The organism is Vibrio sp. CK2-1 (assembly GCF_021726515.1).
Lineage (GTDB): Bacteria > Pseudomonadota > Gammaproteobacteria > Enterobacterales > Vibrionaceae > Vibrio.
Genome location: NZ_JAKKCJ010000002.1, coordinates 325,398 through 340,044 on the forward strand (window position 1 = coordinate 325,398; position 14,647 = coordinate 340,044).

Annotated in this window: 7 protein-coding genes and 1 riboswitch; of the genes, 2 read left to right on the top strand and 5 right to left on the bottom strand. The window is 43.7% G+C overall.

Features of this window, described 5'->3' with window-relative positions:
- Position 1: 1 nt before the first annotated feature.
- Complete coding sequence (locus L3V25_RS06370; protein WP_237294607.1) at positions 2-1,345, bottom strand: sodium:proton antiporter; 1,344 nt, start codon at positions 1,343-1,345, stop codon at positions 2-4.
- A gap of 217 nt (positions 1,346-1,562) precedes the next feature.
- Here L3V25_RS06370 and metH point away from each other — a divergent pair, with 217 nt between their 5' ends.
- On the top strand, positions 1,563-5,261 hold the full coding sequence (gene metH, locus L3V25_RS06375) for a methionine synthase (RefSeq protein WP_237294608.1): 3,699 nt from the start codon (positions 1,563-1,565) through the stop codon (positions 5,259-5,261).
- A gap of 243 nt (positions 5,262-5,504) precedes the next feature.
- Here the strand turns inward: metH and lysC are convergent, their stop codons facing one another.
- Positions 5,505-6,854 carry a lysine-sensitive aspartokinase 3 gene (gene lysC, locus L3V25_RS06380; protein WP_237294609.1) on the bottom strand — a complete coding sequence of 450 codons (1,350 nt, stop codon included), beginning with the start codon at positions 6,852-6,854 and terminating at the stop codon, positions 5,505-5,507.
- Positions 6,855-6,981: 127 nt separating this feature from the next.
- Positions 6,982-7,162: riboswitch (Lysine riboswitch) on the bottom strand.
- Between the two features lie 303 nt (positions 7,163-7,465).
- Between lysC and L3V25_RS06385 the strand changes: the two genes are divergently transcribed.
- Positions 7,466-8,587: an alanine--glyoxylate aminotransferase family protein gene (locus L3V25_RS06385; protein WP_237294610.1), complete on the top strand. Its 1,122-nt coding sequence runs from the start codon at positions 7,466-7,468 to the stop codon at positions 8,585-8,587.
- Between the two features lie 186 nt (positions 8,588-8,773).
- On the opposite strand, the gene L3V25_RS06390 is transcribed toward L3V25_RS06385, so the two are convergent.
- The 3 genes from L3V25_RS06390 to galU form a co-directional block, all read right to left on the bottom strand.
- Positions 8,774-10,564, bottom strand: a complete 1,791-nt coding sequence (locus tag L3V25_RS06390; protein ID WP_237294611.1) for a PglL family O-oligosaccharyltransferase — start codon at positions 10,562-10,564, stop codon at positions 8,774-8,776.
- A 177-nt stretch (positions 10,565-10,741) separates the two neighbouring features.
- Positions 10,742-13,567 (bottom strand): excinuclease ABC subunit UvrA, encoded by a 2,826-nt coding sequence (gene uvrA / locus L3V25_RS06395; RefSeq protein WP_237294612.1) that lies wholly within the window; start codon positions 13,565-13,567, stop codon positions 10,742-10,744.
- Positions 13,568-13,788: 221 nt separating this feature from the next.
- Positions 13,789-14,640: a UTP--glucose-1-phosphate uridylyltransferase GalU gene (gene galU, locus L3V25_RS06400; protein WP_237294613.1), complete on the bottom strand. Its 852-nt coding sequence runs from the start codon at positions 14,638-14,640 to the stop codon at positions 13,789-13,791.
- Positions 14,641-14,647: the final 7 nt, after the last annotated feature.

The following is a 14,647-nucleotide window of genomic DNA, read 5'->3' on the forward strand; positions in this document are numbered from 1 at the left end:
ATTAGCTTGGCTTATTTTCCTGATCTTTCGAATCCGTTTCTACTTGCGCGCGTAGTTGATCCGCTTCTTCCATTTGTTTTTGTACCACTTTGGCTTTATTGATCATTGGGGTAATCGTTGAGCCCTGAATTAGGATTGAGAATACTACTACCGCGTAGGTCATCACCATGATGATCTCTTTAATATCAATATTAGCTGAGGTTACAAAGTACTTACCGTGTGGAATCGAAAGCGCCATAGCCAGTGCTAAACCACCACGTAGGCCACCCCAAGTTAGGATTTTCACTGACCACTTGTTGTAGGCTCTAAAGCGTTTAAAGCCGATAAATGGAATCCAAACACTTAGGAAACGAGACAGTAGAACAAGTGGGATAGCAATTGCCATCATGATCCAATCTGTAGAGTGGAATTCGAACAACAATAGTGACATACCGATAAGTAAGAATAGGATACCGTTGAGGAATTCATCAATCAGTTCCCAGAAGTGATCCATGTGCTCGGTACTTTCTTTAGAAAAACCAACATAGCGTGTCCAGTTACCAATCATGATACTGGAAACCACCATCGCCAGTGGACCTGATACTTCAAGCGTTTCAGCAAAAGCGTAACCGGCGGTTGGAATACAGACCATTAATAGTAATTCCATTGAATGATCATTGGTTGAACTGATTAGGTAGTGGAACACGAGACCTAGAACAAAACCGTAGGCGATACCACCCACGGCTTCTTGTAAGAATAATGTCAGTACGCCGCCAGGAGTAGGAGCGTGGCCACTAAAGGCAACGGTAAAGATGGTGACGAAAATAACTAAGCCAATACCATCATTGAATAGCGACTCACCTTCAATTTGAGTTGAAATACGTTGCGGTGCTTGGAGTTTCTTCACAATGGCCAGTACTGCAATTGGATCGGTTGGTGAGATAAGTGCACCAAACAGAATGCAGTAGATCAAATCGATGTGAATGTTAATCGCATCGCAAATCGCATATAAGCTGAAACCGATAAAGAAAGTAGAGAATAGGGTGCCGCCAAAAGCAAGAATAGCGATTTCCCATTTTTGATCAGCAAAATGCGGTAGCTTGATACCTAGACCACCGGCAAATAGCAAGAAGCCAAGCACACCGTTTAGTAGGAAGCTTTCAAAGTTAATTTCCGTCATCGTTTTTGAGGCGATGTCGATAAGGTTAAACCAGCCACTATGGCCAGCAATAATAATAATCAGCGAGAGCATCATTGAGCCCGCTGTAATAGCAATAGTCGTTTGTAGACGACCAAACTTACTGTTAATCAATGCAATCACCATCGCAGCAAACGATAGGAAGCAAAGGGTATTATAGACCGACATAGTTTAACCTTGGCTAATGTAACAAATTGTAATCCCGCAATTTTCGTGCGCTTACTGATAAATATCAATATATTTTTAACAAGATTAGAGTAAAGCAGATAAAAAGCATGTTAAAAAGGATATATTAGATTTTTAAATTTCATTTTAGACGTCTAGATTTCCATTACAAATAAAGCATGTTAGGATGTATTAAAGACTTAAGGAAAGAGGTTGTATCGTGGCTGGAAGCACAAATTCTCATCACAATGAAGTAAAACATCAAATTCAAGAATTATTAAAATCTCGCATTTTATTGATTGATGGTGGCATGGGAACCATGATCCAGTCTCATCAATTGCAAGAAAATGATTACCGAGGCGAACGCTTTGCCGATTGGCATAGTGACTTGAAAGGTAATAACGACTTATTGGTTTTAACTCAACCACAGTTAATTAAAAAGCTGCACAGCGACTACTTAGCTGCGGGTGCCGATATTCTTGAAACCAACACCTTCAATGCCACCACTATCGCGATGGCCGATTACGACATGGAAAGTTTAAGTGCAGAGATAAACTTTGCCGCGGCGAAACTTGCTCGTGAAGTTGCTGATGAGTGGACAGCAAAAACGCCAGATAAACCAAGATTTGTGGCCGGCGTTCTAGGGCCAACTAACCGTACCTGCTCAATTTCTCCTGATGTAAATGACCCTGGCTTTCGTAATGTCAGCTTTGATGAGTTAGTGACTGCTTACTCTGAATCTACCCGCGCGCTAATCGAAGGTGGTGCGGACATCATCATGATTGAAACCATCTTTGATACCTTAAACGCCAAGGCATGTGCTTTCGCGGTGTTAAGTGTGTTTGATGAACTCGGTTTCAAACTGCCAGTCATGATTTCTGGCACGATCACAGATGCCTCTGGCCGTACGCTTTCTGGGCAAACCACCGAAGCATTTTATAACGCACTACGTCATGTTGAGCCGCTGTCATTTGGTCTTAACTGTGCGCTAGGCCCTAATGAACTGCGTCAATATGTTGAAGAACTATCGCGCATTTCAGAAAGTCATGTTTCTGCTCACCCGAATGCAGGCCTGCCAAATGCCTTTGGTGAATATGATCTTGAGCCACGTGAAATGGCTAAGCATATTCAAGAATGGGCGGAAAGTGGCTTCCTAAATATGGTAGGTGGTTGTTGTGGTACTACGCCTGAACATATTCGTCAGATGGCACGTGTTGTTGAAGGGGTTAAACCTCGCGCATTGCCTGCACTACCAAAAGCCTGCCGTCTATCGGGTTTAGAGCCACTTACCATAGATAAAGATTCACTCTTTGTGAACGTTGGTGAGCGTACTAACGTAACCGGTTCCGCTAAGTTCAAGCGTCTGATTGTTGAAGAGCAATATGATGAAGCGCTTGATGTGGCTCGTGAACAGGTGGCCAATGGCGCGCAAATCATCGATATCAATATGGATGAAGGAATGCTCGATGCTAAAGCGTGCATGGAACGCTTCCTGAATCTATGTGCCTCTGAGCCAGAAATCTCTAAAGTGCCGATCATGGTCGATTCCTCTAAATGGGACGTCATCGAAGCGGGCTTAAAATGCGTGCAAGGCAAAGGCATCGTCAACTCTATCTCAATGAAAGAAGGGGTTGAGAACTTTATTGAGCAAGCCAAATTGATTCGTCGCTATGGCGCGGCAGTGATCGTGATGGCATTTGATGAAGTGGGCCAAGCCGATACTCGTGAACGTAAAACCGAAATTTGTACTAAGGCTTACCGCATTCTGGTTGATGAAGTGGGCTTCCCACCAGAAGATGTTATTTTTGACCCTAATATTTTTGCCATTGCGACCGGTATTGATGAACACAATAACTACGCCGTCGATTTCATTGAAGCCGTCGGTGATATTAAGCGCGATCTCCCTTATGCGATGATTTCTGGTGGTGTCTCTAACGTTTCTTTCTCATTCCGTGGCAATAACTACGTACGTGAAGCGATTCATGCAGTATTCCTCTACCACTGTTTTAAACGTGGTATGGATATGGGGATCGTGAACGCAGGGCAATTGGAAATTTACGATAATGTACCGGAAAAACTGCGTAATGCGGTGGAAGACGTGGTACTTAACCGCCATGCCGATGCGACCGAAAACTTACTCGAACTGGCGGAACAATACCGTTCAAATGGAGTAGGTAAAGTAGAAGATCCTGCTCTATTAGAATGGCGTACCTGGGAAGTCGAAAAGCGTCTTGAGCATGCATTGGTTAAAGGTATAACCGAATTTATTGTTGAAGATACTGAAGAAGCTCGCGCTAAAGCGGCCAAACCTCTTGAGGTGATTGAAGGCCCATTGATGGATGGCATGAACGTCGTTGGTGACTTATTTGGTGAAGGGAAAATGTTCCTTCCTCAAGTCGTAAAGTCGGCACGTGTGATGAAACAAGCAGTGGCTTATTTAGAACCTTATATCAATGCTGAAAAGCAAGTTGGACAAACTAACGGTAAGATCTTACTGGCGACAGTTAAAGGCGATGTGCACGACATTGGTAAGAACATTGTTGGGGTAGTGTTGCAGTGTAATAACTACGAAATCATCGACCTTGGCGTGATGGTGCCAACCGAAACGATCTTGAAAGTCGCCAAAGAACAAAATGTCGATATCATTGGCCTGTCTGGTCTTATCACGCCATCACTCGATGAAATGGTGCATGTCGCCAAAGAGATGGAGCGCCAAGGTTTTGACTTGCCACTTTTGATTGGCGGGGCAACGACCTCTAAAGCTCACACTGCGGTGAAAATTGAACAAAACTATTCTCAACCAGTTGTGTATGTAAACAATGCTTCACGAGCGGTTGGGGTGTGTTCGGCTCTGCTTTCTGACACTTTACGTCCAGCCTTCGTTGAGAAATTAAACCTAGACTACGACCGTGTGCGTGATCAACATGCACGTAAGCGCCCTCGTACTAAACCAGTAACCTTAGAGCAAGCTCGAAACAATAAGGTGAATATCGACTGGCAAACTTACACACCACCGGCTCCAGTTAAACCGGGCGTGCATGTGTTTGAACATATTGATACGGCGATTTTACGTCAATACATCGACTGGACTCCGTTCTTCTTAACTTGGGGATTAATGGGCAAGTACCCATCGATTTTTGACCATGAAGAAGTCGGTGAAGAAGCGAAGCGTTTGTATGAAGATGCCAATGTTTTCTTAGATCAAATCGAGCAAGAAGGCATTCTGAAAGCTAGCGGTATGTGCGGTATGTTCCCGGCAAATAGTGTCGGGGATGATATCGAAGTGTATGCGGACGAAACTCGTAGCGACGTGATTAAAGTATTGCACAATCTTCGTCAACAAACTGAAAAGCCAAAAGGTCCGAACTACTGTTTATCGGACTACATTGCGCCAAAAGACAGTGGTAAAGCCGATTGGATTGGTGGCTTTGCCGTCACCGGTGGTATTGGTGAGCGTGAACTAGCCGATGCTTATAAAGCGCAAGGTGATGACTTTAATGCCATTATGATCCAAGCGGTAGCCGACCGTTTAGCCGAAGCGTTTGCAGAATATATGCATGAACAAGTGCGTAAAGATATTTGGGGCTATGCCGCGGATGAGAATTTAACCAATAATGATTTGATCCGTGAAAAGTACCAAGGTATCCGCCCTGCGCCAGGTTATCCTGCTTGTCCAGAACATACTGAAAAAGGCAGCTTGTGGGAGCTTCTAAAAGTTGAAGAAACCATCGGCATGTCTTTGACCACTAGCTATGCCATGTGGCCGGGCGCATCGGTTTCTGGTTGGTATTTCTCACATCCAGATTCACGCTACTTTGCAATTGCCCAGATCCAACAAGATCAAGCGGAAGAATACGCACAGCGTAAAGGCTGGGATGAAGTGGCAATGGAGAAATGGCTGGGGCCGAATTTGAGTTGATTATCGTTACTCGGGCGCTTTGCTGCTAGGACGCTTACGCTACTCGTAATACGAAAAAGAAAACGCTATCAGAGTTACATCTGCTGGCGTTTTTTGTTTTTGATAAAAGGACATAGAATAAAAAGGGGTCGAGATTTATTCTTTTGTAGGTAGAGATAAAAAAAACGGTACTGATCATTCTTCAGTACCACTTTGCTTTTTCGAGAAACGAGCACCGAGAAACGAAGTGCCCGATAATCGAACTTACTCAAACAACTCCCGATGCAACACTTCTACCGCAGTTTTCGCTTCCGCTTCTCCTACCAAGAAACATAAGTTATGCGGGCTCGCGCCGTAACAAATCATACGTAAGTTGAAATCTTCTAGCGCGCTGAATACTTGTTTAGCGTAGCCTTTTTTAGCACTCATCTTATTACCGATTAATGCGACTAGGCTTAGGTTATACTCCACTTCAACTAGGCTGAGCTGTTCTAGCTCTGCTCGAACCTCAGCTGGTAGTTCAGGAGCTTGGCCAGAGGTATTGGTTTGATCCAGAGTCAATGACACACTGACTTCAGAGGTTGTGATCAAGTCTACTGAGATTTGATATTTCGCTAAAATATTAAAAACTTGCGCTAAGAATCCATAAGTTTGGAACATATCAGGGCTGCGTAATGTCACCATGGTTTGGTTATTACGTAACGCTAATGCGCGGAATAGTGGTGCGCTTTCTACTTGTTTGCGGATCCAAGTGCCACCTTTTTCTGGTTCGCGAGAAGATCCAACAAATACTGGGATCTGGTGACGAAGCGCAGGAAGTAGGGTCGAAGGATGCAAAATTTTGGCACCAAAGTTAGCCATTTCAGAGGCTTCACTAAAGCTAATTTCAGGAATCGGAGTTGCTTTTGGCGCAATGCGAGGATCGGTGGTGTAGATCCCCGGAACATCGGTCCAAATTTCTAAACCTGAAGCTTTAACCGCCTCGGCAATTAATGCTGCGCTGTAATCACTACCACCACGACCAAGCGTTGTGGTGTTGCCATCAGCATCGCTGCCAATAAAGCCTTGGGTGATCACGACATGTTGCTGGCAAAGTGGAGTGAGCTTTTGTTGTGCCAGAACAGAAATATCGGCAATAATTGGCTCTGCTTTACCATGATCAGAATTGGTACGTAGTACTTCGCGAATATCAAATCGAACTGCGTTAATGCCGCGCTCTACCATCAATTGCGTCAAAATGTGAGTCGACATTAATTCGCCACACGCCACGATATGATCAGTTAGTTTGTCGCTCGATTGGAATGAAGCCGCTTCAGCCATGCTAGAAAGGGTAGTTAAAATAGTATCTACCGCATGTCGCGTTTTTTCTTGATCGGAAAATTGCTCAATAATGCTGTAATGAATAGCGCGAATTTTCTCTAAAGTCGCAAGGCGATCATCCGAGTTTTGTACCCCAAGCGCTAACTCAACCAATAAATTAGTCACGCCAGAACAGGCGCTACTGACAACCAGTTTCGTTGACGGGTTATCTTCAATAATTGCGGCACAACGGCTCATGGCTTCGAAATTCGCCACACTGGTGCCACCAAACTTTGCTACGTTAAATGCGCTCACGGCATTGTCTCCCATAATTCTCAAATAAAGCTCATTGATATCAATAAGCAAACGTCCAATGTTGAAGAGAGATTTCTTAGAGCGGGGGAAATACATAGAAGTGAATCACTAGAATCGTGACCATGTAAATCTTAGAAGCTCTTCACTAAGTGAGGTACTCAGTGACAATTGCCAGGATTCAACCTGAACAACCGATGCGATAAATTTCCGAGCATTTACCCATCTCGGCGTAACTCCCCCTGAATGACAAGTTTTGGATCTCGGGATCCACTAGTCATCTGCCTGGGTTACGCTCCTCTTCCTTTTCAACCATTATCCTATGGTCGAAAGAGTCTCCATTGAACGTTGTTGCACCAAAAAAGTCAATAATAGAAAAGTATTTGATAACATTTTTTCAACTTTATTTGTCGACAATAAAATTCAATAATGTACACAATTAATTGAGCAAGCTCACAGCTTTATGGCTTCGCGATGAGGAGACTCTCAGAGCGTGGTAATTTTATTTATACAGCACACAAATTTCGCCGTTGTTTTTACGAGGCTCCCCAAAAGCTGAAGTAAAGTTGTTATCGAGCGAATGATAAATATGGAATACACCATTAAGGATTATTATGACAATTCAGCGCTTTTTTCCACCTCGTCGCATTTTGATGGGCCCGGGTCCTTCTGATATTTCATCGGATGTTCTGCAAGCTTTAAGTCGCCCAACGGTCGGTCACCTAGATCCACTGTTTATCGGCATGATGGATGAAGTGAAAACGCTTCTGAAATATGCTTTTCAAACCGAAAATGACTTTACGATTCCAGTTTCAGCACCCGGCAGTGCCGGTATGGAAGCGTGCTTTGTTAACCTGATTGAGCCCGGTGATAAAGTGATTATTTGCCGTAATGGTGTGTTTGGCGAACGTATGCGTGAAAATGCGATTCGTAGTGGCGCGGAAGTGGTGCTGGTGGATGATGAATGGGGCAAACCGGTTAGTGTCGATAAAGTAGCCGCCGCTTTTGCGGAAAACTCAGATGCTAAAATTCTGGCCTTTGTTCATGCTGAAACCTCAACCGGTGCATTAAGTGATGCGCAAGTACTATCAAAAGTGGCTAAGCAATATGATGCGTTGACCATTGTTGATGCAGTCACCTCACTTGGTGGTGTGCCTCTTAAAGTCGATGAGTGGCAGTTAGATGCGGTGTATTCCGGTAGTCAAAAATGTCTATCGTGCGTACCGGGTTTATCGCCAGTGACTTTCTCTCCAAAAGCGATTGCTAAGATTCAAGCAAGAACAACACCAGTACAAAGTTGGTTTTTAGATCAAAGCCTAGTGCTTGGTTACTGGAGTGGCGAAGGTAAACGTAGTTATCACCATACTGCGCCAGTGAATAGTCTATATGCGTTACATGAAGCTTTACTTGGTTTGTATAACGAAGGGCTAGAAAATGCCTGGCAACGTCATGCTGATATGCACCAGAAACTCAAACAAGGTCTAGAAGAATTAGGCTTTACCTATGTAGTAGATGAAGAGTGTCGTTTGCCGCAATTGAACTCTGTGTATTTACCAGAAGGCGTTGACGATGCCAAAACCCGCCAGCATTTACTTGAAGAATATAATCTTGAAGTCGGCGGCGGTTTAGGTGCGTTAGCTGGCAAGGTATGGCGTATCGGCTTGATGGGATATAGCGCCAAAAGTGAAAATGTGGCGTTATGTTTGAAAGCGTTACAAGAGACGATAGAGAGGTAACGACTCTCGGAGGCTTCGCTTATCGTAGCTCGTTACTCGAAATATACTTCGGATCTTTTTGCTACAAGAAGTAAAAAATTCGAGCAACGAGTTACCGAGTTTCAACCATGCTTTCTCGTGATGTGAATTTAGCTTTTGCTTTTTCTAGTCACTAGAAGCGAAGCGCTCAAGTAACGAGCTACGTTTCTATTTTTCCTGTACCGCTTTAGCCTCCGATGCCGCCTCTGCCCTTGAAACCCTCTCCTCTGGCGGAATATAACGAATCTTTGAAAAATCCTGTTTAGGGAATAAGAAACTGGCTTCCTTACGGATTTGTTCTGCTTTTCTATCATCGCCAATGCCTTGGTAGGCTACGATCAGTTTTGAATAAAATGCCGCTCTTGGTTTGCGCTTGATGACTTGGGTCGCCCAATCAATATAAGGCTGGATGTATTCTGGATTATCAAGATGCAAGCCAATGTTGAGTTGAGTACTGTACACATCCCAATCAAATCTATCTTTCCAAACGCTAGGGTTGGTCACTTGGTTTAATAAATCTGGATTGATCGGTCTGGTATATTCAAATCGACTGAGAACATTATTGGTATGCAGCGCGGTGATCATAAAAAACGCGGTAATGATCGGGATGACTAATGAAAATACACTCAATAAACTTTTGGTTATCTTGCTAAAGCTCACCACTTTATATTGAGAGGTTAACTGATCGACCCAGTAGATAAGTATCACAAAGATGATCCAGTGGATCGCAGAGTGATAAAACGGATATTCAAGTTGGGTATGCAGCACGATTGGGAAAAATAAAGCGATTAACGCCAAACGGGTTCCTGATTGAGACTTTCGCACTTTACGAAACACCATCAAGGCCGCAATGAGCAAACCAAGTACCGATACGATGCCGCCTTCTACCGCCCAATATAAAATCTCATTATGTGGATGATCCATCGAAGGTAATCCCGGATGGTAGTCAGGATTTAGCTGGTGCTGCCTTGCGGTGTAAACCATATAAGCCGGTTCAAACTGACCATAGCCATATCCGGTTAGTGGCTTTTCTATCACCATATCTAAGGTTTGCGGAAAGGTATAACGACGCGGACTTTCTAAATTAGATTTTTGAGCAATTAACTCATTACCACCATTGGCAGTTGCAAGCGTATAACCGCCAGCCAAACCGATAATGATTGAAATAAGCCATAATGACATTATTCGCTTTGGTAAGAATTTAGCGAGATATGGGATCAGCAGAACGGTAGAAACGGTCGCGCCTAACCAGCCGGTACGCGAGGCCAGTACCCATAATAATGGAATGGTGATAATTGGCATTAACAGCAACAAGCCGGAGAATACTTTATGTATCTGGACATTGGTTTGATTCTGTCTCGCCAATAAGTAAGAACCTATGGCGAGCCCTGTAGCTAGAAAGCTCGCGGTGACATTAGGTTGTTGGAATATTGCGAATGGACGATTCTGTTCGGTGTTGTAACCAAATGAATTACCCGGCTCTAAAAATAAGTATTGAAAGTAACTGTAGGCAGCTTCGATACATACCGCGCCAACGATGAGAAGTAAGAGCGTCTGCTTTTGTTTAATCGACAGCGGATATTGATGCAAAATCAGTAGCAACAACCAACCTGCCCATAGCCCGATCAAACGTAGCATGGCATCTTGAACATTGGCGGTCGAATAGAAAATTGGCAGAGTCAAAATAATACAAGCAATAAACATCACTATGGTGAGGCTAGTAATGCGTAACACTCGCTGATTGGCAATCGCATACAAGCCAATCCCAAAGCTAACACTTAAGGCTAACCAAGTGGTGGAATTGAAAGATAAAGCGAGTCCCGCACCACCTGGATTTGGTTGGAAAAAATGCATGGCAAGTAAGAACACCACACCTAGCGACCAAAGAAATGGTTTGGCTAAGATATTAGGTTCAGGCACTTCTTCAAGTTTTGTGCCTTGGATATGTAACGTTGCCATGTACAGTGCAGCCTCTAGATGTTTGATTTGCCTATAGGGCGGCTATATTAGCATTGTTTGTAGAAAAAGTGATTTACGAATCTCGAGCACTTCGTTTTTCGTTTCTCGTTACTCGACCTATGCTTTGCTTTTCCGATAAACGAGTAGCAAAGCGGCCTAGCAACGAGATACGAATCCTTACTTCAACAACGGCTTAAGAAAGTGCGCTGTATGCGATCCTTTCACCTTAACCACTTGCTCTGGTGTGCCTGCTGCGATGATTTCGCCGCCGCCGCTGCCACCTTCAGGGCCTAGGTCGACAATCCAATCAGCCGTTTTAATCACATCTAGGTTGTGCTCAATCACCACTACGGTATTGCCGTGATCACGTAGGCGATGTAGAACGTTTAATAGCTGCTGAATATCGTGGAAATGCAGCCCGGTTGTCGGCTCATCCAAGATATATAAGGTTTTACCAGTATCGCGTTTGGACAGCTCTTTCGCCAATTTAACGCGTTGTGCCTCGCCGCCAGATAACGTGGTGGCTGCTTGGCCTAGTCGGATATAAGACAGACCCACATCAATCAGAGTTTTCAGTTTTCTGGCAATCACAGGTACAGGTTCAAAGAAAGTGTGAGCATCTTCGACCGTCATTTCCAGCACTTCATCAATGCTCTTACCTTTGTAACGTACATCTAAAGTTTCGCGGTTATAACGTTTACCTTTACAGGCATCACAAGGTACATACACATCCGGTAAGAAGTGCATTTCTACTTTGATAACCCCATCACCTTGGCAAGCTTCACAACGACCACCTCGGACGTTAAAGCTAAAGCGGCCTGGTTTATAACCACGAGAACGAGACTCTTGTGTGCCGGCAAACAGTTCACGAATTGGGGTAAAAATGCCCGTGTAGGTGGCAGGATTTGAACGTGGGGTTCGGCCAATTGGGCTTTGGTTGATATCGATGACTTTATCAAAGTGCTCTAGCCCATTAATTTTTTTATAAGGTGCGGCCTCAGCAGTAGTCGCGCCATTTAAGCGAGCATGAGCAATTTTAAAGAAAGTATCGTTAATCAGAGTCGATTTACCTGAGCCAGAAACACCTGTAACACAAGTTAATAAACCAACTGGAATGGAGAGGTTAACGTTTTGTAGGTTATTACCTGTTGCGCCAAGCAGTTCAACGGTTTTCTTCTTATCAATCGGAGTGCGCTTCTTGGGTACTTCAATTTGCTTAACGCCACTTAAGTATTGGCCGGTAAGAGAGTTAGGGTTGTCGAGAATATCTTGCATTGTCCCTTCGGCAATTACGTTACCACCATGGACACCCGCACCCGGGCCAATATCAATGACGTGATCGGCTGCGCGAATCGCATCTTCATCGTGCTCAACAACGATAACTGTGTTTCCTAGATCACGCAGATGGATCAAGGTTTTCAGTAGGCGTTCATTGTCTCTTTGATGCAAACCAATCGACGGTTCATCGAGTACGTACATAACGCCCACTAAACCAGCACCGATTTGACTGGCAAGACGAATACGTTGTGCTTCACCGCCAGAAAGGGTTTCAGCACTACGCGATAAATTGAGGTAATTTAAGCCGACATTAATTAGGAAATTTAAGCGGTCATTGATTTCTTTTAAGATCTTCTCTGCGATCTGAGCACGTTGCCCGGTGAGTTTTAATGACTCAAAAAATTGCAACGCACCATGAATACTCATTTCTACCACTTGAGGTAGCGCTGTACTTTCAATAAACACATGACGAGCCTCGGTCTTTAGACGCGCGCCACCACAGCTAGAGCATGACTTATTGGAGATATATTTAGACAGTTCTTCACGTACCGAGTTAGATTCAGTTTCATGATAACGGCGGTTAAGGTTATTTAAGATCCCTTCAAAAGCATGACGTTTAATTCGAGTATCTCCGCGATCATTAACGTACTTAAATTCGATTTCTTCCTTTTTCGAACCATGTAGTACTACATCACGGACTTTCTTCGGCAGTTTGTTAAATGGCTGCTGTAGGTCAAAACCATAATGTTCGGACAGTGCAGTTAGCATGTGGAAGTAATAGAAGTTCTTTTTATCCCAGCCACGGATCGCGCCATTAGCGAGACTTAAACTCTCATCTTGAATTACGCGCTCTGCGTCAAAGTATTGCTGAACCCCGAGTCCGTCACAGGTTTCACAAGCACCTGCTGGGTTGTTAAAAGAAAATAGACGCGGTTCTAGTTCACGCATGCTGTAGCCACAATGCGAGCAAGCGAAATTAGCAGAAAAGATAATGTCGTCTTGCTGTGAATCGTCCATCCAAGTAATGGTGGCCGTACCGCCCGATAATTCTAATGCGGTCTCAAAAGATTCAGCTAAACGCTGTTGCAATCCATCACGCACTTTAAAGCGATCTACTACTACTTCAATCGTGTGTTTCTTATGTAACTCAAGGGTAGGTGGATCAGAAAGATCGCACGTTTCGCCATCAATACGTGCGCGGATAAAACCTTGAGCTGCGAGGTTTTGCAGTGTTTTTACATGCTCGCCTTTTCGTTCTTTGATGATAGGCGCTAACAGCATTAGTTTGCTGTTTTCTGGTAGCTCTAATACTTTGTCTACCATTTGTGAAATAGTTTGCGCCGCTAATGGAGTGTTGTGATCTGGGCAGCGTGGCTCACCGACACGAGCGTACAATAAACGTAAATAATCGTAGATTTCAGTGATTGTACCCACGGTTGAACGAGGGTTATGCGAGGTGGATTTTTGCTCGATGGAAATAGCAGGAGACAAACCTTCGATATGATCGACATCGGGCTTTTCCATTAACGATAAAAACTGGCGAGCATAAGCAGAAAGCGATTCAACATAGCGGCGTTGGCCTTCAGCATACAAAGTATCAAAAGCCAGCGAAGATTTACCAGAACCCGATAATCCTGTGATAACAATAAGTTTGTCACGTGGCATGGTCAGGTTGATATTTTTTAGGTTATGGGTACGGGCTCCGCGAACTTCAATTGTTTCCATGCTTCACGCTCTCATAAATGATAGAAGTGATACCAATTTGTGCATTGGTGAGTATTGAATACTAAGTATAAGTAGTAGATAAGTATTACATAGGTTAAGAAAAGTGGAAATAGTTAGCTGTATAAAAATACAGTTGTAGTGATTGATGATAGATATAAAGAAAGGCCGTAATAGCAATCTATTACGGCCTAGGAGAGTTTACGACTTAAGAAGATTACGGGTTACTTCTTACTAGTCTTAGTATCTTGATCTTTTAGATACATATTTTCGTAGCAGTAGTTAGTCGCTTCGATGTAGCCTTCAACGCTACCACAGTCAAAACGCTTACCTTTAAATTTATATGCTAGAACGCAACCTGATTTAGCTTGCTTGAGTAGGGCGTCGGTAATTTGGATCTCACCGCCTTTACCTGGTTCCGTTTGTTCAATTAATTCAAAAATATCTGGAGTCATAATGTAACGGCCAATGATTGCAAGGTTACTTGGCTCAGTGCCCGGTTCTGGTTTTTCAACCATGTCATCTACACGGTAAAGATCGTCTTTGATCATCTCACCGGCAATCACACCATATTTGTACACTTCATCTTTTGGCACTTCTTGTACCGCAACAATAGTGCAGCGAAATTGCTTATACAGTGCAACCATTTGCGCTAAAACGCCTTGATCTGGGTTAACACATAAGTCATCCGCCAGTACCACTGCAAACGGTTCATCACCAACTAATTCACGGCCAGTTAAAATTGCATGGCCTAAACCTTTCATTTCACGTTGACGAATATAAGTGAAGTTAGCACTGTCGATGATATTACGGATATCAACTAATAGTTCTTCTTTATTAGTACCGCTAATTTGGTGCTCTAATTCGTAGTTTTTATCAAAGTGATCGGTTAATGAATGTTTACCACGACCGGTAACGATGCACATGCCATTCATACCTGCTTGGATGGCTTCTTCAACGCCATATTCAATTAACGGCTTATTAACCACTGGCATCATTTCTTTTGGCATAGATTTAGTCGCCGGTAAAAAGCGAGTGCCGTAACCTGCAGCAGGGAATAGACATTTTTTGATCATGTTCGAG